This window comes from uncultured Photobacterium sp. (assembly GCF_947039875.1).
Taxonomy (GTDB): Bacteria; Pseudomonadota; Gammaproteobacteria; order Enterobacterales; family Vibrionaceae; genus Photobacterium.
Window position 1 is genome coordinate 62,465 of sequence record NZ_CAMRAN010000002.1, and the last position, 23,111, is coordinate 85,575.

Sequence of the window (23,111 nt, forward strand, 5' to 3'; positions counted from 1 at the left end):
TATTTTACACTACCGGCTGTGGTGTCGTTTGATCTACTGGTATTTTCAATTTATGAAATAAACGATATAACACGGGTACTACAATCAGTGTCAGCACTGTGGCAAAGCTCAACCCAAACATAATCGTCACCGCCATCGGCTTAAAGAAAACATCAGGTAGTAAGGGTAACATACCTAAAACAGTGGTTATCGCCGCCATACACACAGGGCGCACACGACTGACCGCCGCATCAACCACCGCAAGATATTTCTCTTTACCACTGGCGATCTCTATTTCAATTTGATCTAACAATACGATGCCGTTTTTCACCAACATGCCAGAAAGGCTCAAAAAGCCAAGTAATGCCATAAAACCAAAAGGCGTATTCAGAAGCAGTAATCCTACCGTTACCCCAATAATCGCCAGTGGCACTGTTGCCCATACAATGAGAGCTTCTTTAACTTTATTAAATAAGAATATTGTAATTAAAAACATGGCTAAATAACCCATTGGCATAGTTTGGAATAGTGACGCTTTCGCATCTGCAGATGATTCATACTCACCGCCCCACTCCAAGCTATAACCTGCGGGTAAATCAATGGCTTCAATAGCAGGTAAAATACGCGCTTGAACCGACGCTGCGGTTTCATCACCTAAAGGATCAGGGTCTGCCATAATGGTTAACATACGTTTTCTGTTTTTACGCACCACTAATGGATCTTCCCAGCGCACATTAACATCCAATACTACTTGCTGTAGTGGAATATAACCTTGAATCGCAGGGCTCCAAATCTTCATGCCTTCAATGGTACTAATATCAACCCGTTCCTCTTCAGGTAGCCGTGCGACTATTGGCATCAAGTTTGTCCCTTCACGGTACAACCCAATGTTAATTCCTGAAAATGCCATCTGTAGTAGCTCATCAACATCTTTTTTGGTAATACCGTAACGTCTTGCTTGGCTTTCATTAAATACAGGTTCAATGACTTTAGTGCGCTCTCGCCAGTCATGACGAATATTAAATGCGCCAGGATCGGCATTCATAACATCTACAACTTGCGAGGCAATACCACGTAGAATTGTGGGATCAGAGCCCACAATTCGCGCTTCAATCTTAGATCCTGATGATGGACCTAGCATCACCTGTTTCAATTTATACTCAACCTTTGGATAGTCTTTATTCATCGTTTGGCTAAATTTACGCATAACAGGAATTACATCATCAAAACTATCAACTCGAACGATTAATTCACCGTAAGAGGCATAGCTTTTTTCAGGGGCATAGGTCAACATGAAACGTTGTGAGCCTTTACCTGCACTAGAGCTAACATGCTGAACGCCTTGTTCTGTATTTACCACTTTCTCTAATGACTTTAAGGTGTCATTCGTGGCGCGAATATCCGTTCCTTCAGGTAACCAGACATCAACCATAAACATTGGCGTTGTTGAAGCAGGAAAAAATGATTGTTTCAATAATGTAAAACCGTATAAGCTACCACCAAGCATCAGTACCAATGTCAGTACCGTTAACCATGCACGACGCATACAAAACTCTAGTGACTTACGATATACCACAAAGAAAACACCGCTATAGGGATCTTTTTGATCTGCTCCTTGTTCAACTTTGACATTTTTAAAGAAAATATCAGCAAAGAAAGGTGTTAATGAAATAGCGGTAAACCAACTCAACATCAATGAAATCAGTAGCACTGTAAATAAAGTTCGACAATATTCACCCGTTGAATCTTGCGATAAACCAATAGGCGCAAAAGCCATTACCGCAATCACAGTTGCGCCCAGTAACGGCCACTTAGTTTGCGTGACAATATCTGAGGCTGCTTGCATTCGCGTACGCCCCTTTTGCATTCCGATCAGAATACCTTCAACCACGACAATAGCATTATCCACCAGCATACCCAGCGCGATAACCAATGCGCCTAATGATATACGTTGAAGATCTATTGCCATCCACTTCATAAACACAAAGGTACCAAGTACAGTTAATAGCAAAATAAGGCCAATTAACAATCCTGAGCGTAACCCCATAAAAAATAGCAGCACAATAATAACAATCGCAACCGCTTGGCCTAAGCTAACCACGAAACCACTAACTGATTTATCAACTTCTGTCGGCTGGCTATACACTTCATCGATATCAATACCAACAGGTTGTTGTTCTTTGAGCTCAGCTAATCGCTGCATCACACGTTGACCCACTTCAACAACGTTAACGCCTGCAACAAATGACACCCCCATATTAAGGGCTTGATGACCATTAAAGCTGACTAAGTTATCAGGGATCTCTTTAAAACCTTTTTTTATATCGGCCACATCTCGCAAATAAATTAGCCCGTCAGCCCCCTTATCGGTAATAATCAAATCACCTAATTCATCAACATTCTTAAACTCACCCGTTGGATGGACACGAACATATTCATCACCAATACGTACTGCACCCGCACTTGTAACTAAATTTTGAGTCGCTAAAATGTTATAAATAGTATCAAGCGAAATACCTAAACTGCTTAAACGTTGCATCGATATTTCAATAAATACTTGTTCTTGCTGATTACCGGTAACAGAAACCTTACCGACACCATCGACCAGTTCAATTTCACGCCGCAGATAATCAACGTAATCACTCAGCTCTTTGTAGCTATAACCTTCACCCGTGATCGCCAATAAAATGCCAAAGACGTCGCCAAAATCATCAATCACTTTTGGCTTTGCTACTCCTGGCGGTAAGTTTGATGAAATATCATTCACTTTACGTCGTAACTCATCCCAAATTTGTGGTAAATCATCAGGCCCATAATTGTTTTTCATGGTCACTGTGATTTGAGAAAGGCCTCGACTAGACAGTGAATTAACTTCATCAACATACGTCAGTTGCTGAATCGCTTTCTCTATCGGATAAGTCACTTCTTCTTCTACTTGTTGCGGTGTCGCCCCTGGATAAGCGGTCACAACCATCGCATCTTTAATCGTAAAAGCAGGATCTTCTAACTGACCAAGACCAAAGAAAGATACCGTTCCACCCACGAGAAAGATCAGTGTTAACATCCAGCTAATCACTTTGTTTTTAATAAAATAAGTCGCGATATCTTGTTTCATTACAGTGCCTCCTCCTGAGTAAATACCACCACTTTTTGTCCATCCCTTAAGCGGTTAACGCCTGTAACGACAACCTTTTCTCCTTCCTTTACACCCGATTTTAATCGCACCCCTTCTGGAACAACTTTATCTGTGACAACTTGACGCTTTGACACTGTATTATCGGCCGCAAGTACCCATACATATTTATTAGATGGTGTAATGTCATCCCCATCCAAATTAAATAATGCCTCTAATGGCACAATTTGTTGCCCCACTGTATACACTTGTAACTTTTGAGCATCAGCTTCAACTTCAACCGACATACCATCTAAAATGAACTGATTTTTAGGCATTGGCATAGTTAAGGTAACCAAAAAAGAGCCTGACTCTGGATCAGGTTCAGTCGTAAACTCTTTTAATATCACCGCGTATTTTTCACCATTAGGTAAAATCGCCTTTGCCGTCGCACGTTGCCCTTTATCAACATCTAATATACTTTGCTTGGAATAAATCATATCAGGGGCCTGAATCTCAATATCAACAGAATCAGTACTATGAATATTCATAATTTGCTGACCGACTTTGACATTCTCAAATTGCTCAACCGGAACAATTGAAATGACGCCACTAAAAGGCGCTTTAAGCACGGTAAAACTTAATTTTAATTGGGCTAAATCAAGATTGGCTTTTGCAATACTTCGTTTGGCTTTTAACTCATCAAATTGAGATTGAGGTAAATAACCATTTTTTAATAATGTTGCTGAACGACGGTATTGGCTATTATTAACGTTGTATTTTGCCTGAGCATCATCAATTTCTAATTTAAAATCACTGGGATCTAATCGTGCTAATACTTGGCCTTTTTTCACCCTGTCACCTGAACGTACTAATATCTGTGTCACTTCTCCCGCAATACGAAATGATAAAATAGATTTATCGGCGGCAGATGCCACTGCAGGGAAGGTTAATTTCGGTACTTGCTTACTTAATTTTACTTGTTGTACTTTCACTAAAGGCAGTTCTTCACGTGGCTCAACAGTCGGTTTATCACACCCGACAACGAGCAACGCAATACTGATTGATAGTACAGATAAACGGCAACATTTGATCATAGTCCTCGCTCCTTGATCCATGAGCGGACCTTTTGACCTGATTGCAATTCAGAGACACCTGATGTCGCTATAACATCACCATCATTCAATCCTGCAATAACACGGTTATTACTGTCTAATGTCACTTCTGTTCTGACAACTTGCTGCTTATCATCAACACGCCACACATAGTTTTTATTACCTTCAACTATGATTGCTCGCACCGGTATTGCACCCGCATTTCCTTGTGGTAATACAATTGTTACACTACCAGACATTCCCGGCATAATATTACTGCCTTCAGGTCGAGCCAGTGAAAGTGTTACTTTATAACTGGATGTTTTACTGTCAGGCTCTGTATCAATTTCTTTAAATTGGGCCGGAAAGGTTTGATTGGCTAAAGTATCGAACGCAACGGTAGGATCAATATTTTCAGCATTACCTTGAAACCGTGCTAAAAGGTAATCAGGAAGCTGAAATGTCATATTGATTAATTTGGCACTTTGAATATGCATAACCGGCTGTTTAGCACCAACATATTCATAGTTTTCAACCATGGACAAAGAAAGATGCCCATTATAAGGTGCAATTAGCTCAGCATAGCTTAAATTTGACTTTTCTTTATCTAACGCCGCTTTGGCCTGCTTTAGATTTGCTTTCGAAGTATCATAATCAAGTTCGGATACTACTTTTTTTTCACGCAGTTTTTTATCACGCTTAAATTGTACATTTGCTAAATCATATTTCGCTTGTGCTTGTTTTACCAACAGTGACAATTCATCGGTGTTTAATGAGGCAAGTGTCTGCCCTTTCGTCACAAACTGACCAGGATGTACGTCAACACTCGCAAGTTGGCCTGATACTCGAAAGGCTAAGACCGCTTTATCTCCAGCTTCAACAATCGCTGGAAACGCACGTTGTGATTCATTATCTCCAACGGAAACTGATTGTAATTTTACGGGGCGAGATTCAGGTTCAACAATTACTGCTTGATCATCCTTACACCCACTTAATGCTAAACATATAAACAATGCCGCAAAAAAGTGATATCTCATACTACTCTCCATGATGTCCCATACTGAATATTTGTTATTGTTAAAATATTGTATGAATAAAAGATATCTATGAATAATAGAAGTGGATAACCAAAAAATCTCTTTTCATTTATTAGAATAGCGTCAATATCACAATCTATGCTGATATAACAATGACAAAAAAAAGGAGCCCAAGGCTCCTTTTTTTAAATTATTCTTAAATGGCTTATTTTGCCATTTCAGCGATGTTCACACGCCATGTATCAGGACCTGTTTGATGAGCATTAACACCTTCAGCATCAACAGCAACGGTTACTGGCATATCTTCTACTTCAAATTCATAAATCGCTTCCATACCTAGATCAGCAAAAGCCACGACACGTGCTTTTTTGATGGCTTTTGCGACAAGGTATGCTGCGCCACCTACCGCCATTAAATACACGGCTTTGTGTTGCTTAATCGACTCAATCGTTGCTGGCCCGCGTTCCGCTTTACCTATCATGCCCGTAAGGCCTGTTTCACCGAGCATCATCTCAGTAAATTTATCCATACGGGTCGAGGTTGTCGGCCCTGCAGGCCCAACAACTTCATCACGTACAGCATCAACAGGTCCAACGTAGTAAATAAAGCGATTTGTAAAATCAACGCCTTTAGGTAAACCTTCACCATTAGCGAGCATTTCTTGAATACGCTTATGGGCAGCATCACGACCCGTAAGAATCTTACCTGATAGCAGCACCGTTTCACCTGAACGCCATTCTTGTACATCAGCTTTGGTCACATTATCAAGGTTAACACGACGAACATTGTCACCAACGTCCCATGTTACTTGTGGCCAATCACTGAGTTTAGGTGGTGTTAACTCCGCAGGGCCAGAACCATCAAGCGTAAAATGCACGTGACGAGTTGCGGCACAATTAGGAATCATACATACAGGCTTAGAGGCTGCATGCGTTGGCGCACTTTTGATCTTAACATCAAGTACAGTGGTTAAACCGCCCAAGCCCTGTGCACCAATACCCAAACGATTGACACGATCATAGATATCTAACCGTAATGCTTCTTCTGTTGTTTTTGCGCCACGTTGTTGTAGCTCATGAATATCAACCGCTTCCATCAACGATTCTTTAGCAAGCACGGCCGCTTTTTCTGCGGTACCGCCAATACCAATACCTAACATACCTGGAGGACACCAACCCGCCCCCATTAGTGGTACTGTTTTTTCAACCCACTCAGCAACATCATCAGAAGGGTTCAGCATCACCATTTTAGTTTTATTTTCTGAACCACCACCTTTAGCCGCGATTTGAATCTCGACCTTATTACCAGCCACCATCTCAATATGTACCACAGCAGGTGCATTATCTTGAGTGTTCTTACGTGCACCCGCAGGATCAGCAACAACAGAAGCGCGTAATGGATTGTCTGAATTGGTGTAAGCCTGTCGCACCCCTTCATCAACCATTTGCTGCACTGTTAAATCACTATCCCACTGCACATTCATGCCGATTTTTACAAAACAGGTAACAATACCCGTATCTTGGCAAATAGGTCGACGGCCTTCTGCTGACATGCGGGAGTTAATTAAAATCTGGGCAATAGCGTCTTTTGCTGCTTGGCTTTGTTCTTTGTTGTACGCTTTTTCTAATGCTTTAATAAAATCCAAAGGATGGTAGTAAGAAATATATTGTAAAGCATCGGCCACGCTGCTGATTACATCTTCTTTACGGATGATGGTCATAATTACCCTCGTTAAATATTATCATTCCATGGCGCCCTATAAAGTCTTCCAAATTGTAGGGTATTGAACAACAAAATAACGTTGCTCAATCTTGGGCGTCTTTCGCTGAATATGATACTCTTGCCCATAACATTGCGCTATGCGCCAATTAAACCCCTTGTCACAAAAAAGAAAATGATTTGTAAATCACACCCAGAATTAAGCATTATCTCATTACCCTACTCAAAAGATGTCGCACTGTCATGGTTTACACCATTATCGGGATTACCTTGGGCAATGATATTACGTTCGGCAGCAGAAGCGCACCCAGATAATCGCTATGATATTTTAGTTGCTGATCCTTTAGCCACAATTGAATCACAATCTGATACAACTTATATTAAGTTTTCAAATGGTGACCAACATTGTACAACTGACGATCCTTTTGCAGTCATCAATGCTCTACAACATGAGTTATTACCACTACTTAGCACAGAATTAGACTTACCATTTCTAGGTGGTGCATTAGGGTATTTCAGTTATGATTTAGGTCGACGAGTCGAAAAAATTGCCACCACGGCAACTCATGATATCCACTTACCAGAAATGGCGATTGGTATTTATGATTGGGCTCTTATTGTTGATCATAAATTACAACAAACGTGGCTTATTGAGCCTAAAAATAGCCACCGTTTAGCGTGGTTAACCCAGCAGCATTCACAAGCATTACAATTCGACAACCAAAAGACACCATTCCAATTAACATCTTCGTGGTCATCCAATATGACCAAAGAGGATTACTGCCATAAATTTAACACTATACAATCTTATTTATTATCGGGTGATTGCTACCAAATCAATCTAGCTCAGCGATTTAAAGCCAGTTATCAAGGTGATGAGTGGCAAGCTTATTGCCGTTTAGATACCGCAAATGGTGCGCCATTTTCTAGTTTTATTCGCACAGATAACTGTGCCATCCTGTCAGTATCTCCCGAGCGTTTCTTACAATTAAAACACGGTAAAATTGAAACAAAACCAATTAAAGGTACCCGTCCTCGTAGTGCAAATCCCATTGAAGATGATGCCAATGCACAGGCGCTTCAACAAGCACCTAAAGATCGCGCAGAGAATGTAATGATCGTTGATTTATTACGTAATGATATTGGTCGAGTGGCGACCCCTGGCAGTGTTCACGTACCAGCACTGTTTGCGATTGAAAGTTTTCCCGCCGTGCATCATTTAGTCAGTACTGTAACGGGAAAACTAGCCAGTCACTACTCGGCAACAGACTTATTACGGGCTTGTTTTCCTGGAGGATCGATAACCGGTGCTCCAAAGGTAAGAGCAATGGAAATCATTGAAGAGCTAGAACCTCATCGGCGCAGTATTTATTGTGGCAGCATTGGCTATATCAGTCGTTGCGGCACCATGGACACCAATATTGCGATTAGAACGCTTGTGGCTTATCAGCATAATTTATACGCATGGGCAGGCGGTGGTATCGTTGCAGACAGTGATGCTGAGAGTGAATACCAAGAAACTCTCGACAAATTAAGTAAAATTCTGCCAACCTTATAATAACGCTAACTATAAGCAATAAAAGTGTAATGGAGATTTTAATGGGTGAAAAACAGCAGATTTTAACGCGGTTTCTTATGGCACCAAGTCAGCAGTATGATGCGAGCCATAAACGTAGAATTGATCGTTATTTTAACGATGACATAGCTTTCAAACCCGCTGCTGTTCTAATCCCATTAGTGCCTAGAGAACATGGCTTTAATGTGGTCTTAACCCGTCGCGCTGAACATTTAAAACACCATCCGGGACAAATTGCTTTTCCGGGTGGGCGTTTTGAACCTCAAGATAGCGATCTTATCACCACCGCATTACGTGAAACATTTGAAGAAACAGGCATTATTTGCCAACGTAATAACGTTATCGGTCAATTAACCCCCTTAGTGACGACCAGTGGCTATATAGTGACACCCTTTATTTCAACGATTAGCAATGATTATAAGCCTAAACCCGATCCGGGTGAGGTCGATGCCATCTTTGAAGTCCCACTCAATTACCTACTTGATCCTAATAATATCCGCTCACACCAGTTTCGCCTTCGAGGCGAGTCCCACCGCGTTTATGCCATTCCTTATCACAATTATTCCATCTGGGGTGCAACTGCACAGATGATTAAACTGTTATCCAACCAAATTTGGGAAGATAAAAAATAACCAAATAGACGTTTTATTTTAATCTTACAAGTCTATTTTTGTGATGCAGATCTGATTTATTTGTATCACAAAAAGTTCGTATTACAGAACGAGATCTTTATCCTTGTTTTCCCCTCATAAATAGCGACAATGCGCTCGTTCCTACTATTCCGTCCCGTTCCCTTTTTATTGGATATCACAGTATGCAAAACACATCGACAGCGTCAGCAACAAGTGCGACAAAAACCAGATGGACCTACAAAGATTTCACTTGGGCTCTTTCTCTGTTTGGTACTGCAGTAGGTGCCGGTGTGCTATTCTTACCTATTAAAGCAGGCGCGGGCGGTTTCTGGCCGTTAGTTATTTTGGCGCTTATTGCAGCGCCAATGACATGGTTTGCCCATAAAGGCTTAGCACGCTTTGTTCTATCATCAAAAAATCCTAACGCAGATATCACTGATACTGTAGAAGAGCATTACGGTAAAACAGGTGCAAACTTAATTACCTTTGCTTACTTCTTTGCTATCTACCCTATCGTATTAATTTACGGTGTTGGTATTACAAACACTGTTGATTCATTCATGGTTAACCAGCTCGGTATGGACTCAGTGCCTCGGTGGCTACTATCAGGCGTATTAATTTCACTGATGACAGCAGGTGTTGTTTTTGGTAAAGAACTGATGTTGAAAGCAACGTCAGCAATGGTTTACCCATTAGTTGTTATTCTGTTAATTCTTTCTGTGTACCTAATCCCTGACTGGAATATGTCAATGGTACAAACAGAAGCAGATTGGTCAGCAATGCCAACAATTATCTGGCTCGCTATTCCAATTATCGTATTCTCATTTAACCACAGCCCAATTATCAGCCAGTTTGCAAAAGAACAACGTCGTACTTACGGTGATGAAGCCGTTAAGAAAACGGACATGATCACTGGCGGTGCCGCAATGATGCTAATGGGCTTTGTTATGTTCTTCGTATTCTCAGTTGTTCTTTCAATGACACCAGAGCAACTAAACATGGCAAAAGAACAAAATATTTCAGTATTGTCATACCTAGCTAACGTAAAAGATTCACCAGCAATCTCTTACTTAGGTCCACTAGTTGCATTTGCAGCGATCACATCAAGCTACTTCGGCCACTTCCTTGGTGCGCACGAAGGTCTTGTGGGCTTGACAAAATCTCGCTCTAACATGCCAGTGGCTAAAATTGAAAAAATATCATTGGCTTTCATTGTAATTACAACCTGGATTGTCGCTATCAATAACCCAAGTATTTTAGGTATGATTGAAACAATGGGTGCACCAATGATTGCTGGTATCTTATTCCTACTACCTGTTGCTGCAATGCAAACAGTACCGGCAATGGCTAAGTACAAAACATCAGTATTTGCTCGTATCTTTACCGTTTTATGTGGTATCGCAGCAATCACTTCTGTTATTTATGGTGCATTTTAATTTAACCATTTAAAATGTGCTTATTACGAATAATTAATCGTATATAAAGCAAAAATATGTTCTAGTACTCATGGCGTTTACTAGCACAAATAACGTAAAATAGACGATACTTAAGAGTAAATATGTTTAATACATTTTTACTCTTTTAGTTTAAGTGCGCTCGCCAAGGAAGGAGCGAGGATATCAACGAATAACAGTCTTTACAGGAAGCAAGAAGCGCTTCTTCATGACTGAGGTAATAACATGATCAGTATTTTCGATATATTCAAGATTGGTGTAGGCCCTTCCAGTTCACACACTGTTGGTCCAATGAAAGCAGGTAAAGAGTTCATCGACGACTTACGTGCGTTAGGCCAATTACGTGACGTGACAAAAATTACCGTTGATGTTTACGGCTCTTTATCGCTTACAGGTAAAGGTCATCACACTGATATCGCTATCATTATGGGTCTTGCTGGTAATTCTCCTGAACATGTTGATATTGATAGTATTCCTGGTTTTATCTCACGCGTAGAAGAAACAGAGCGTCTTCCAGTTGGCATGCATTGCCACACTGTTGATTTTCCACGCGATGGCGGTATGAATTTCCATACAACTAACCTTTCTCTTCATGAAAATGGGATGTCAATCCACGCTTGGATTGGTGATGACGTTATTTTCTCTAAAACGTACTACTCAATCGGTGGTGGGTTTATTGTTGATGAAGAAAACTTTGGTAAAGAACAAACAAATACCGTTGAAGTTCCCTACCCTTTCTCTTATGCATCTGAATTGCTAGAACAATGTAGTGAACATGGTCTTTCCGTTAGTTCGCTAGTAATGGCCAACGAACGCGCAATGAATGCAGAAGATGAAATTAGCACATACTTCGCGAACATCTGGAAAACTATGCGTGAATGTATGGAACGCGGTATGAACGAGGAAGGTATTCTTCCTGGACCACTACGTGTTCCTCGCCGTGCTGCGGCATTGCGTCAACAACTGATTACCACAGAAAAGCTAAACAATGACCCAATGACGGTTGTTGACTGGGTTAATATGTATGCGTTTGCCGTTAATGAAGAAAACGCAGCAGGTGGTCGAGTAGTAACAGCACCAACAAACGGTGCTTGTGGCATTATTCCTGCCGTATTAGCTTACTACGACAAATTTGTACAAACAGTTGGACCAAAAGAATACACCCGCTACTTCGCTGCATCTGGCGCTATCGGTGGTTTATATAAGCGTAATGCCTCTATTTCTGGTGCGGAAGTAGGTTGTCAAGGTGAAGTTGGTGTTGCATGTTCAATGGCAGCCGCAGGTTTAGCTGAACTAATGGGCGGAAGCCCTGAGCAAGTTTGTATGGCGGCAGAAATCGCAATGGAGCATAACTTAGGCTTAACATGTGATCCAGTTGCAGGACAAGTACAAGTTCCTTGTATTGAACGTAACGGTATTGCAGCAGTAAAAGCAATCAATGCAACCCGTATGGCGCTTCGCCGTTCATCTGCACCACGTGTATCACTTGATAAAGTTATTGAAACTATGCTTGAAACAGGCAAAGACATGAATGCTAAATATCGTGAAACATCACAAGGTGGCTTGGCGATTAAAGTCATTTGCTAATATAAAATGAACATTTAACGCAATTAATTAAAAAACTATCTTCGGATAGTTTTTTTGTTTTACGCCCAAATATCGATATAAAAACCACAATAATACTCAACTTGATTCACCTCCCATTACCTTACAATAGCATTACGTTTAGATATTCGGTCATATCATATCAATATAACCATTAGCATAGCTCGTCGCCTCTTATATCATCAATTGTATCTGTTTTTTCGTTTATTTTAGTCCTATACTCATTAAATATACTCATTATCATTAATGTAGTGTAAGCATGGATGCGTATATCGCTTTTACATCATTGATGTACGATATGTAATGAAGGATTTATTCCCTTTATAGAGAAGCAATATTGCGATGAAATATAAGCGTATCCTCTCGCAGAGCCATGTCGTTCTGAAAGAGTTTTATGTCGACCATCATTTAATTGTGAAGTTATCCAATGCAGAAGGTAATATTCACATTAATGGCCATGTTATAGATGTAAAAAATAATAGCATTTTAGTTATACCTAAATTTAGTCATATTTCTTGTTCTATTAATCAATTAAACAGTCAAGAAAACATTGAACTACAAATTTTAATGATCAATGAAGAGTCAATTACTGCAGCATTTAAATATATAAGTGCTCTGAAGCAGCCAGTCTTAGCTACATCAAATTGCTCACCTCTTTATCTCATTGAGTCATCAGAAATTGTTGAGCAAAATTTTGCATTATTTAATCAACTTTTGCCAAGCATTAGTGGATCAACAATGGAGCAAACTTTGCTGAACCAATGCTTAGTATTTATTTTAATTGCACTTAATAATACTGGTGTTGATGTTTTTAATGTTTATCGCTTTAATTATGACGAACCTAAAGAACGTACAATTGCACGGCTAATTACTCAAGACCCTCAACGTAAATGGAGTGTTGATGATATGGCAAAGGCTCTCTTTACAACGCAATCAACTTTACGTCGTCATTTAGCAAAAGAAGGTGTCTCATTTAGCCAACTATTGCTAGATGTTCGAATGGGGCTTGCACTTAATTTTCTCACCTTTTCCAATTACTCTATATCGCAAATCGGCAATCGGTCAGGGTTTGGTAGTGCCGCTTATTTTTGTGATGCATTTAAACGTAAATATAATGTAACTCCATCACAATTTAGAACGAACTCAAGAAAAGAGAATGATATGAATACTGATGGCTGTTTTACCTGTAAAGATCACTCTGAATATTTACCTGAAGCCAACCGTTAGCCATAACAATTTAATAAAAAGCAGATATAAAAAAGCCCCGCTTCAATAAGCAGGGCTAATTTCAAATCGTAACAAATTACGCTACAGCGTTAGCTTGTTGTAATTCGCGATCTTTAGGTGCAACACCTACAGGTAGAATCACACGACCGTACTCTGCATTTAATACTTGTGCCATTGCAAAATAAATAGCACTTAAACCACAGAAGATACCTTCGATACCAGCAATAAAGCCAATCGTTTCGTTACCCGTAAAATCACGCGCCGCAAGCAAGAAGAATAGAATCGTTAAAGAACCAAAAACAACTTGTTTTGCTGGTGGGTAGCGTAAAGAACCAATAAACATAAATGCTGTAAATACACCCCATAGTAGTAAGTACCACGCCATGAATGGTGCAGGGCTTGCCGCAAAGCCAAGTTTTGGCAAGATTAATAAACCAACCAACGATAGCCAAAATAAACCGTAAGACGTAAATGCAGTTGTACCAAAAGTATCACCGCGCTTAAAGCACATCATACCAACAAGAACTTGCCCTAAACCGCCATAGAAAATACCCATAGCTAGAATCATCGAGTCTAGAGGAAAAAATCCAGCATTATGAATATTCAATACAATGGTCGTCATACCAAAGCCCATTAGACCTAATGGTGCTGGATTAGCAAGTTTTGTAGACATTTTTTTCCCCTACAGGATTTACAACAAAAATAATAAAAATTAAAAATATGTGCGCATATTTATGCGCGGAGGATCTTAATGTAAGCCGAGAAACAGATCAATGCTTATATCACTAAAACCAGCATCTAAATTAAAAAATCCCATTAAGGCATTAAAAGAACAACTCTGCATTATGACACTGAACGCTTAATTTTATTTACTCTATTGAAATCATAATTCTGTTGCCTTTTTATTTATAAACCAGAAACTAAAACCTCTCATGTTATTGATTTTAAAGCTTTAATTTAATTTATTATTAAAGGGGTAAAATTACTCCCCTCTTTTCAGCATTAACTTTATTTGAAAATTTAAAATTAGAATACAATAAATATCCCTAAAAAATCGATTTTTCTAAAAATTAGAGCTAAAAAAAAGCAACCTAAGTCGCTTTTTTATATAAAACAAGCAAAAACCAATATAATCATAAATACATTGTATCAGAGCTATTTTCACTTATAACTGCGGTTATAACATTTAAGCATGACAATCATTGTGACAAACTTGCCTCAAAATCGTAATTAATCGCTGTTGATTTAATGGTAACGGGTTACCTTTAATAGCACAGGTACGTAATGCATCTTCTGCAACCTCTTCAAACATAGTATTACATAGCCCATAATCAGATAACGACGGTAACTGTAGTTTTGTTAGCATGCTATCAACCCATTGCACACTATCTTCAATCTTAGCCTCATTATTTAATGTCAATATAACCGCTAATTTACGATAACGAGCCAGAACATCACTACGACCAAGTTCCATTGCAACAGAGATATTTTCAGTCATTACATAAGGCGATAAACGTGCAGTGATCAAACCATGAGGAGCATTCAACCGGCCACTTAATGCTGATGCTAATCCATGTGCTGCTCCTAACTTAGCATTTGACCGCGCCATACCACCAAGCATTGCAGCAAAAGCCATGTTACTTCGTGAAGGATAATGATCATCTTTACACGCTGGCAATATTGACATTGCAATACGCTTTAATCCTTCCTCGCAAATCATGTCGGTCAACGGATTCGGTTCGCCACACACGTATGCTTCCATTAAATGGGTAAAGGCATCCAAACCACAATATCCAGATAGCACCGCATCCATACCATAGGTTAAAGTTGGATCAATAATAGCTAAATCAGGAAACAACTCTACATTACTTAAATTAACTTTTACTTGTTCTTGTGCAGATTGTAAGACAGCACTTTTACTGACTTCAGCGCCAGTGCCAGCAGTCGTAGGAATAGCGATAAATGGTAATGATTTAACTTGTAATGGAACATTGCGCCCGACAACATCGACATAATCATAAACGCTGCCTTGGTTAGGAATTAAAGCCGCGAGAGATTTAGCAACATCAAGTACGCTCCCCCCTCCAATACCAATCACCATATCAGGACAGAAAGTCCGCCCCATTGCCGCTAACTCTTCCATCATTGCGATTAAAGGCTCACCTTTGATAACTAACCGCTGATAACGCATATTCTGTTGTTTAAAATAGTGTTCCAATTGTAATGATCGTTGCTGATCTTGCCCTGTCACTAATAGCACACTGTAACCAAATTGATTAAGCAGCGATAAAGAATCATGCAGAGCACCTTCACCAAAAACAATCCGTGTTGAAGTCATAAACTGAAACATAGTTATTTATCCTGTCCTAAATAATGTTTATGCCATAGAAACCTCGTATTTGACCTTCGCTGCATCTTTACCAAGGTTCGCTGATTTATAAGCTGTCTAAAATTAGATTCTGTTAGATTGCTTAACTCTATATTGATTACAAACAAGTTTTTATCTATTTCAATGGCTATCGCCCCAAGATCAATACTGACTCACACTTAATGTTGATCACCACAATAAAACACGTGTCGTAAAAGTGACTTCTCATCGTAATAGAAGCGTAATAGTACATCGTTAGTCTGCGTAGAGTTCAAAGGCAATGAAGCCGTATAATAATCTATGAGGAATGAACCATGAAAAATGCAGCAGTGGTCGCCGCTATTTTTACAAGTCTATTTACCGGAACAACAACCGCCGCCACCATCTATGATAATAACGACACCAATATTGAACTTGGGGGTAGAGCTGAACCCCGCTTTAATCTTTCTAAAGAAAATAAAGGTGATAATAATGACGACAATGAATTTAAAGATAAAAGCCGGGCGCGTTTAGCATTAAAAGGCGAATCAGTTATTAATGAGCAATTCGCAGTCTTTGGTAAATATGAAGTTGAAATTTCAGATAATAACAACAGTACTGTAGATACTCGTTATCTTTATGCTGGTCTTGATACTGCCATTGGTGCGATGTCTTACGGTAAACAAGATTCAGCACAAGTTATGCTGACCGATTACACCGATATCTTATCGACTTTTGGCGGAGATGCCGTTGACCTTGTTGATGGTAATAAAGACAAGCGAGAAAACAATTTTTTATACATTGGTGAATTTAATAATATTGCAGTTGCCACTAACTACATCGCTGAAAATAATAACAACTTAAAAGACAGCGATAGCTATGGTATCGCAGCACAATATCAGTTCCCATTTGGATTAAATGTGGGTACAGGTTACGTTAATGGTAATGATGGCGCTAATATTGATGCTCGCCAATTTAACCTTGCTATGAGTTACCAACTCAATAACATTTATGCTGCCGCAACTTACGCTAATGGTAAACATGGTGATGCTGATTTAAGTGGCTATGAGTTAGCAGCCGCTTACACCTTTGATCAGTTTACGGCGCGAGGTGTTTATAACTTTCAGCAATCAGAGCAGAATAATAATACTACCGACGACGTCGATTATTTTGCTCTAGAAGGCCTGTATAAATTCAACAAATCTCTACGTACTTATGTTGGCTATAAGTTCCAGCAACTTGATGCAAAAGATGATGAATTACAAGCGGGCATTCGCTACGACTTTTAATTTGAACGACGATCTTTAAGCCAGATTTAATGTCTGGCTTTTGGCTTTGATGCTATTTTAGCTTGTATCCGCTATTTCGCTTTTATCTATTGGTTTAACAGAAAAAACCCACTTCCGCTATTGCCTCTGCCGCGTTATAGTAATAAAAATTTATGCAGGAGAAATTTATGTTCGTTGTTATTTTTGGTCGTCCAGGTTGCCCATTTTGTGTTCGCGCAAAAGAATTAGCAGAAAAAATTAAAGAAGAACGCGACGATTTTAACTTCCGCTACGTTGATATTCACGCAGAAGGTATCAGTAAGGCTGATTTAGAAAAAACCGTTGGTAAACCTGTTGAGACTGTACCTCAGATTTTTGTTGATCAAGACCATATTGGTGGTTGTACTGAATTTGAAGCTTATGCAAAAGAGCATAACCTTCTTTATAAGTAAGCATCAATCTTGATTAATCGAAAGGTTGACTGTGTCAGCCTTTTTTATCATTTCACTATTATTTTTCATTCTTAAAACACTATTTTTTAACGTATGCCACCCCTTTAAAATGCTAGCTGAAATAAAAATAGCGATAATATTGAAGAGTTGGTTTATAAAATGGATTTTCGCCATTTATTTATAATATAAACTATTACCGCTTCCCAAAATCAGCTAGAATTTACTCCACTTTTATCTTTCCATTATTTCGGAAATCCGTCGTGAACATTGATGTAGCCGCTCTTCTACACCAAAATGATATTTTATTGCTATTTGTCGTCCTTGCTGTTGGTTTAAGTCTCGGTAAAATTCGTTTTGCCAAGATGACACTAGGTAACTCTATTGGCGTTCTACTGACTGCTTTATTATTTGGTAATGCGGGTTTTACGTTTGACACAGATGCACTAAATATTGGCTTTATGCTGTTTATTTTCTGCGTTGGTATAGAAGCTGGACCAAACTTTTTTGGCATCTTCTTCCGCGACGGTAAACACTATTTATTACTCGCATTAGTCGTCCTACTCTCATCGATTGCTATCACCATGACCATGGCGCGTTATTTACACATGGATATCGGTTTAGCAACGGGTTTAATGGCCGGCTCACTTACAGCGACACCTGTCCTTGTGGGTGCAAAAGATGCACTGAATACAGGTCTTGCGGGTATTACCGATCCCGCGGTTATTAAGCAATTAAGCGAAAGTTTAAGTGTTGGCTACGCCATGTCTTATCTTGTTGGCTTAGTCAGTTTGATTTTCCTTGCCAAATTAATGCCTAAATTGCAAAAACAAAACCTTGCCGAATCATCGCAACAAATTGCACGTGAACGAGGCATTGGTGAAGTTGCGCAGCGTAAAGTTTACTTACCTATTATTCGCGCTTATCGTGCAGGTCCAGAGCTTATTAACTGGATCGATGGCCGTAACTTACGTGAATTAGGTATTTATCGCCAAACGGGCTGTTATATTGAACGCGTGCGTCGTAATGGAATTTTAGCGAACCCTGATGGTGACGCAATTTTACAAGAAGGCGATGAAATCGCACTAGTAGGTTACCCTGATAGCCATGCACGTCTTGATCCTAGCTTCCGTAACGGTAAAGAAGTCTTTGACCGCGACTTACTCGATCTTCGTATTGTTGAAGAAGAAATTGTAGTTAAAAATGACGGTATCGCAGGTAAGCGTTTATCAGAATTAAACTTATCTGAATATGGTTGTTTCTTGAACCGCGTAGTTCGAGCACAAATTGAAATGCCAATGGACCATAATATTCTACTAAGTAAAGGGGATATTCTACAAGTCAGCGGTGAGAAAAGTCGTGTTTTAGGGCTAGCTGAACGTATTGGCTTTATCTCTATTCATAGTCAAATTGCGGATCTTCTAGCTTTCTGTTGCTTCTTTATCATTGGCTTATTAATGGGCTTAGTAACCATGAAATTTGGTCATGTTGCTTTTGGTTTAGGCAGTGCTGCAGGCTTATTGATTGCAGGTATTACGTTAGGTTTCTTACGTGCCAACCACCCAACCTTTGGCTATGTCCCACAAGGGGCGCTAAATATGGCAAAAGATTTAGGTCTGATGGTGTTTATGGTAGGAATAGGTTTAAGTGCTGGTTCTAACCTGTTTGCTTCTATCGGACACATTGGTTTAACCGTCTTTGTTACCAGCCTAATGGTCAGTGTTATTCCTGTTGTGTTAGCGTATTTATTTGGTGCTTATGTGCTAAAAATGAACCGCGCATTATTATTTGGTGCCATTATTGGTGCACGTACTTGTGCGCCAGCTATGGACATGATTAATGAGCACGCCCGTAGTACGATTCCGGCTTTAGGTTATGCTGGAACCTACGCGATTGCTAACGTGTTACTTACCATCGCAGGTACGCTGATCTTTATTTTTCAATAATTACGATCAAACAGCCTTAATTGCGGGTTGGCTTATTAGTTCACTGATGAGTCAGCCCTTATTCAGTCAAATTCTCTACACTAAATACACACATTAAACGGTAACTAGCCTAACGTTCACTCTATCGTTTATCATACTATTTACGCTAGTTTACATCCGCTTTCATGCCGTTATGGTAACAATAACTGGTGCACTTTATTAGTTGATACTTTACCATAGCTTATCAATATCTCTTCTAATCTCTGGTGCCAACCCATGCGTATTCTTATTGTCGAAGACGATGCTATTCTTAGCCATCACCTAAAATCGCAACTAAGCGAATTAGGAAACCAAGTTCAATGTGCTAACACTGCCGAAGAAGGGCTATTTTTTGCACAAAATTATCCTAATGATATCGCAATTGTCGATATCGGTTTACCTGATAGAGATGGAATCAGTTTAATTAAAGACATGCGTAAAAAAGGTTTACGTTTGCCGATAATGATTTTAACAGCACGTTCAAACTGGCAAGATAAAGTTACCGGGCTCGAAGCTGGTGCTGACGACTATTTAGTTAAACCGTTTCAAAAAGAGGAAATGGTCGCTCGTCTCAGTGCCCTTGTTCGCCGTAGTGCTGGCTTTGTAAAACCAGAGATGACCGCGGGTGATATTCGCGTTGATTTGCTCGCGAAACAAGTTTATGTTTGTGACGAACTGCTTGAACTCACCGCTTTTGAATATGATTTATTAGAGTATTTAATGCGCCATAGCCGCCAAGTAGTATCAAAACAACGCTTACTTGATGTGCTATATGAAGATCAAGAAGGCGATCCAAATACCATTGAAGTTATGATTAGTCGGCTACGTAAAAAATTCACGAAAACAGGACAAAATAACCCTATCTCTACCATTCGTGGTCAAGGGTATATTTTTGAAATCAGCGCCCAATGAAACGTTTTTTCCAGCCTCGATTAAGACAACGAGTATTGATCACCTCCGTCGCTATTATTGCATTAGTGACATCTGCGTTAGCTGCGGTCATCAATAAACTCTACTCTCAAAGCTATATGGCATCATATTCATCTGAACTTGTTGCTCAAATGCCAATGGTAGTCGCGCAACTTAATCGGGCTGGGTTAATTAAAGACGTTGATAAATGGATAGATTCTCTCGATCCTTCTGATACTGATTATATTGCTGTTGTCTGTGATCAAAGTGATAAAACAACTTGGGTTTCAAGTCAATCATCAAAAGCCAACTTACATGATGTTTGTCGATATTTACCTGAGAATATTTCGACGCCTACATTAATTAAAATGAAGAATCATCAAGATTATATTGCTTATAATCTTACTCGTAATCAAGAAGATGGCACTATTTATCAATTGGTGGTTTTGCGCTCTGCTGATGCTTACGAATATTCCTTATCACAACTGCATAAACGTACGGCTTTCTATTTAGGATTGTTTGTTTTAATTGCTGTTGCCTTTCTTATCGCAGCTTTTCATTGGGGATTTCAACCGCTACGAAAATTAGCCTCTCAGTTAGATCAAATGACAGAAGCGAAACGAGAAAAGCTTGATGATGATTATCCGATGGAGTTACAAGAAGTAACAATGGCGGTTAATCGACTTAGCCGTATCAGTAACGATCAGCAAGGACGTTATCGCCACGCAATGGATGATCTTGCCCATAGCTTAAAAACACGTTTAGCTGCCACCAATGCCTTACTTGATGATTCAACCTTAGATCGCCGCGAGCTGAACCAACGTATCATGGAACAAATCAGCCAAATGGATGATTTGGTACAATATCAACTCAAACGTGCCATGGTGGGTCAACAAGGATTACAAAAAAGTAATGTCGAGCTTAAGCCAATTATTACCAGTCTAAATCGAATGTTAAATAAGATTTATGCCGATAAGCAGCCGACATTACATTATCATTTTGATGACAACTTAAAATTACCCATTAATAAAGATGATTTGATGGAATTATTTGGCAATATGTTGGAAAACAGTTTCCGTTTTTGCATTAGCCAAGTGAAATTATCTGTTATTGAAAATAGTGATTCTTTTACTATTATGATTGAAGACGATGGCCCTGGGGTTAAACCCACATTACGTGAAGCTATTTTCCAACGTGGTGTACGTGCAGATCAACTTAATCCTGGACAAGGTATTGGCCTCTCTGTTTGTAATGAAATCATTGATAGCTACCAAGGGAAAATTCATGTTAAAGACTCAGAACTTGAAGGTGCCGCTTTTATTATCGAGCTTCCAAAAAGCCAATAATTAACCGTTACCTCTGATTTATCAGCCAGTATTTTTATGCTGGCTTTTTAATACCTGTCAAATATAAAATCATTATGCATCAATAGGATCAATAGCAGATATAAAAAAACCGCCATCACGGCGGTTTATTCAATATCTATTTTATGATGCGATTATTAAATGTCTGCTACGTCAAAATCAACAACAGGATTCACATCAGCATCGTAATCAATGCCATCAACACCAAAGCCAAATAGCTTCAAGAATTCATCTTTGTATTGTTGGTAATCAGCAACATCATATAAGTTGTCATTAGTTACTGTTGACCATAGATCACGGCAATGCTGTTGAATATCTTCACGCAATTCCCAGTCATCTAAACGAAGACGATTTTCTGCATCAACGTCAGGTGCTGTGCCATCTTCTTTATACAAGCGTTGTTTAAACATACGTAAAATCTGCTCCATGCAGCCTTCATGTACGCCTTCTTCACGCATTTTCTTAAATACCATTGCAATGTACAACGGCATAACTGGAATCGCAGAGCTTGCTTGTGTAACAACACTCTTTAATACAGCAACATTTGCAGAACCACCTGTCGCACTTAGCTTGGTGTTTAGCTCTTTCGCGGCACGATCTAGGTCCATTTTTGCTTTGCCTAATGCGCCGTGCCAGTAGATAGGCCATGTAAGCTCAGTACCAATGTAACTAAAGGCAACGGTCTTACAACCATCAGCCAATACACCAGCATCGGCTAACGCATCAATCCATAGCTCCCAATCTTGACCACCCATAACAGTAACAGTGTCTTCAATTTCTTGCTCTGTTGCAGGTTCAATACTGGTTTCAATCAATACGTTTTTATTGGTATCAACTGCTGTTGTTGTGTACGTTTCGCCCATCGGTTTTAGGCATGAACGCACAACTTCACCTGTTTGAGGTAGTTTACGTACTGGTGATGCCAGTGAGTAAATCACCATATCAATTTGACCAAGATCTTGTTTAATCAAATCAATTGTTTTTTGTTTTGCTTCGTTAGAGAAAGCATCACCATTTAAACTTTTTGAATAAAGCCCTTCAGCTTTAGCAAACTTGTCAAATGCCGCAGAATTATACCAACCTGCAGTACCTGGCTTCTTCTCTGTACCTGGTTTTTCAAAGAAAACACCAATTGTTGCAGCGCCACCGCCAAATGCCGCAGCAATACGAGATGACAAGCCGTAACCACTAGAAGAACCAACAACTAATACACGTTTAGGTGCATTTGCAATTGGGCCTTGTGCTTTAGTGTCAGCAATTTGCTGCTTTACATTTTCTTCACAACCAACAGGATGCGTTGTTGTACAAATAAATCCACGAGTCTTAGGTTTGATGATCATTTTCAACTTCCCTTACATAATTGCGAATAGGATAA

17 protein-coding genes are annotated in these 23,111 nt (G+C 39.5%); 10 read left to right on the forward strand and 7 right to left on the reverse strand.

The genetic code is table 11. The annotated features are described in order from the left end of the window. Positions 1-4: 4 nt before the first annotated feature. From Q0V26_RS01045 to Q0V26_RS01060, 4 genes are all read right to left on the reverse strand, one after another. Positions 5-3,094: an efflux RND transporter permease subunit gene (locus Q0V26_RS01045; RefSeq protein ID WP_107275420.1), complete on the reverse strand. Its 3,090-nt coding sequence runs from the start codon at positions 3,092-3,094 to the stop codon at positions 5-7. After that, a complete protein-coding gene (locus Q0V26_RS01050; RefSeq protein WP_297474965.1) occupies positions 3,094-4,188 on the reverse strand; it encodes an efflux RND transporter periplasmic adaptor subunit in 1,095 nt (364 codons plus the stop codon). Before Q0V26_RS01050 ends, Q0V26_RS01045 begins: the two co-directional genes overlap by 1 nt. Further along, on the reverse strand, positions 4,185-5,222 hold the full coding sequence (locus tag Q0V26_RS01055) for an efflux RND transporter periplasmic adaptor subunit (protein ID WP_297474967.1): 1,038 nt from the start codon (positions 5,220-5,222) through the stop codon (positions 4,185-4,187). Before Q0V26_RS01055 ends, Q0V26_RS01050 begins: the two co-directional genes overlap by 4 nt. A 205-nt stretch (positions 5,223-5,427) precedes the next feature. Then, positions 5,428-6,942 (reverse strand): fumarate hydratase, encoded by a 1,515-nt coding sequence (locus Q0V26_RS01060; RefSeq protein ID WP_297474970.1) that lies wholly within the window; start codon positions 6,940-6,942, stop codon positions 5,428-5,430. Positions 6,943-7,116: 174 nt separating this feature from the next. Between Q0V26_RS01060 and pabB the strand changes: the two genes are divergently transcribed. The 5 genes from pabB to Q0V26_RS01085 all read left to right on the forward strand — a co-directional run bounded on the left by pabB (position 7,117) and on the right by Q0V26_RS01085 (position 13,435). Further along, positions 7,117-8,499 carry an aminodeoxychorismate synthase component 1 gene (pabB, locus tag Q0V26_RS01065; RefSeq protein WP_297474972.1) on the forward strand — a complete coding sequence of 461 codons (1,383 nt, stop codon included), beginning with the start codon at positions 7,117-7,119 and terminating at the stop codon, positions 8,497-8,499. 41 nt (positions 8,500-8,540) lie between these two features. Further along, the gene (locus Q0V26_RS01070; RefSeq protein WP_297474974.1) at positions 8,541-9,149 is read left to right on the forward strand and encodes a CoA pyrophosphatase; all 609 of its coding nucleotides are present in this window, start codon (positions 8,541-8,543) and stop codon (positions 9,147-9,149) included. A gap of 182 nt (positions 9,150-9,331) precedes the next feature. Next, entirely contained in the window at positions 9,332-10,585 is a 1,254-nt protein-coding gene (locus tag Q0V26_RS01075; RefSeq protein ID WP_297474976.1) for an aromatic amino acid transport family protein, read from the forward strand. Between the two features lie 243 nt (positions 10,586-10,828). After that, entirely contained in the window at positions 10,829-12,190 is a 1,362-nt protein-coding gene (locus Q0V26_RS01080; protein ID WP_297474978.1) for an L-serine ammonia-lyase, read from the forward strand. Between the two features lie 360 nt (positions 12,191-12,550). Then, positions 12,551-13,435 (forward strand): AraC family transcriptional regulator, encoded by an 885-nt coding sequence (locus tag Q0V26_RS01085; RefSeq protein WP_297474981.1) that lies wholly within the window; start codon positions 12,551-12,553, stop codon positions 13,433-13,435. 76 nt (positions 13,436-13,511) lie between these two features. Here Q0V26_RS01085 and Q0V26_RS01090 read toward each other — a convergent pair whose 3' ends face one another. Beyond that, a complete protein-coding gene (locus Q0V26_RS01090) occupies positions 13,512-14,108 on the reverse strand; it encodes an acetate uptake transporter (RefSeq protein ID WP_297474983.1) in 597 nt (198 codons plus the stop codon). Between the two features lie 513 nt (positions 14,109-14,621). Further along, positions 14,622-15,785 (reverse strand): iron-containing alcohol dehydrogenase, encoded by a 1,164-nt coding sequence (locus Q0V26_RS01095; protein WP_080156698.1) that lies wholly within the window; start codon positions 15,783-15,785, stop codon positions 14,622-14,624. Between the two features lie 332 nt (positions 15,786-16,117). Here Q0V26_RS01095 and Q0V26_RS01100 point away from each other — a divergent pair, with 332 nt between their 5' ends. The 5 genes from Q0V26_RS01100 (at position 16,118) to Q0V26_RS01120 (ending at position 21,718) form a co-directional block, all read left to right on the forward strand. After that, positions 16,118-17,071, forward strand: coding sequence for a porin (locus Q0V26_RS01100; protein ID WP_297474986.1), 954 nt, complete (start codon positions 16,118-16,120; stop codon positions 17,069-17,071). A 167-nt stretch (positions 17,072-17,238) separates the two neighbouring features. After that, complete coding sequence (locus Q0V26_RS01105; protein WP_045035599.1) at positions 17,239-17,502, forward strand: GrxA family glutaredoxin; 264 nt, start codon at positions 17,239-17,241, stop codon at positions 17,500-17,502. 260 nt (positions 17,503-17,762) lie between these two features. Further along, positions 17,763-19,445 (forward strand): aspartate:alanine antiporter, encoded by a 1,683-nt coding sequence (locus Q0V26_RS01110; protein WP_297474988.1) that lies wholly within the window; start codon positions 17,763-17,765, stop codon positions 19,443-19,445. A gap of 255 nt (positions 19,446-19,700) precedes the next feature. Next, a complete protein-coding gene (locus tag Q0V26_RS01115) occupies positions 19,701-20,375 on the forward strand; it encodes a response regulator (RefSeq protein WP_045035601.1) in 675 nt (224 codons plus the stop codon). Then, complete coding sequence (locus Q0V26_RS01120; RefSeq protein WP_297474991.1) at positions 20,372-21,718, forward strand: ATP-binding protein; 1,347 nt, start codon at positions 20,372-20,374, stop codon at positions 21,716-21,718. The genes Q0V26_RS01115 and Q0V26_RS01120 overlap by 4 nt, the downstream gene beginning before the upstream one ends. Positions 21,719-21,873: 155 nt before the next feature. Here Q0V26_RS01120 and fabV read toward each other — a convergent pair whose 3' ends face one another. After that, the gene (gene fabV, locus Q0V26_RS01125) at positions 21,874-23,076 is read right to left on the reverse strand and encodes an enoyl-ACP reductase FabV (RefSeq protein ID WP_297474993.1); all 1,203 of its coding nucleotides are present in this window, start codon (positions 23,074-23,076) and stop codon (positions 21,874-21,876) included. Between the last annotated feature and the right edge of the window lie 35 nt (positions 23,077-23,111).

Excerpts from the sequence above, each read along its gene's own strand:
- Q0V26_RS01120 (WP_297474991.1), top strand. The coding sequence starts at position 20,372 with ATGAAACGTTTTTTCCAGCCTCGATTAAGACAACGAGTATTGATCACC.
- Q0V26_RS01100 (WP_297474986.1), top strand. The coding sequence starts at position 16,118 with ATGAAAAATGCAGCAGTGGTCGCCGCTATTTTTACAAGTCTATTTACC.
- Q0V26_RS01060 (WP_297474970.1), bottom strand. The coding sequence starts at position 6,942 with ATGACCATCATCCGTAAAGAAGATGTAATCAGCAGCGTGGCCGATGCT.
- Q0V26_RS01085 (WP_297474981.1), top strand. The coding sequence starts at position 12,551 with ATGAAATATAAGCGTATCCTCTCGCAGAGCCATGTCGTTCTGAAAGAG.
- Q0V26_RS01105 (WP_045035599.1), top strand. The coding sequence starts at position 17,239 with ATGTTCGTTGTTATTTTTGGTCGTCCAGGTTGCCCATTTTGTGTTCGC.
- Q0V26_RS01045 (WP_107275420.1), bottom strand. The coding sequence starts at position 3,094 with ATGAAACAAGATATCGCGACTTATTTTATTAAAAACAAAGTGATTAGC.
- Q0V26_RS01115 (WP_045035601.1), top strand. The coding sequence starts at position 19,701 with ATGCGTATTCTTATTGTCGAAGACGATGCTATTCTTAGCCATCACCTA.
- pabB (WP_297474972.1), top strand. The coding sequence starts at position 7,117 with ATGATTTGTAAATCACACCCAGAATTAAGCATTATCTCATTACCCTAC.
- Q0V26_RS01050 (WP_297474965.1), bottom strand. The coding sequence starts at position 4,188 with ATGATCAAATGTTGCCGTTTATCTGTACTATCAATCAGTATTGCGTTG.
- Q0V26_RS01080 (WP_297474978.1), top strand. The coding sequence starts at position 10,829 with ATGATCAGTATTTTCGATATATTCAAGATTGGTGTAGGCCCTTCCAGT.
- Q0V26_RS01070 (WP_297474974.1), top strand. The coding sequence starts at position 8,541 with ATGGGTGAAAAACAGCAGATTTTAACGCGGTTTCTTATGGCACCAAGT.
- Q0V26_RS01095 (WP_080156698.1), bottom strand. The coding sequence starts at position 15,785 with ATGTTTCAGTTTATGACTTCAACACGGATTGTTTTTGGTGAAGGTGCT.
- fabV (WP_297474993.1), bottom strand. The coding sequence starts at position 23,076 with ATGATCATCAAACCTAAGACTCGTGGATTTATTTGTACAACAACGCAT.
- Q0V26_RS01075 (WP_297474976.1), top strand. The coding sequence starts at position 9,332 with ATGCAAAACACATCGACAGCGTCAGCAACAAGTGCGACAAAAACCAGA.
- Q0V26_RS01055 (WP_297474967.1), bottom strand. The coding sequence starts at position 5,222 with ATGAGATATCACTTTTTTGCGGCATTGTTTATATGTTTAGCATTAAGT.
- Q0V26_RS01090 (WP_297474983.1), bottom strand. The coding sequence starts at position 14,108 with ATGTCTACAAAACTTGCTAATCCAGCACCATTAGGTCTAATGGGCTTT.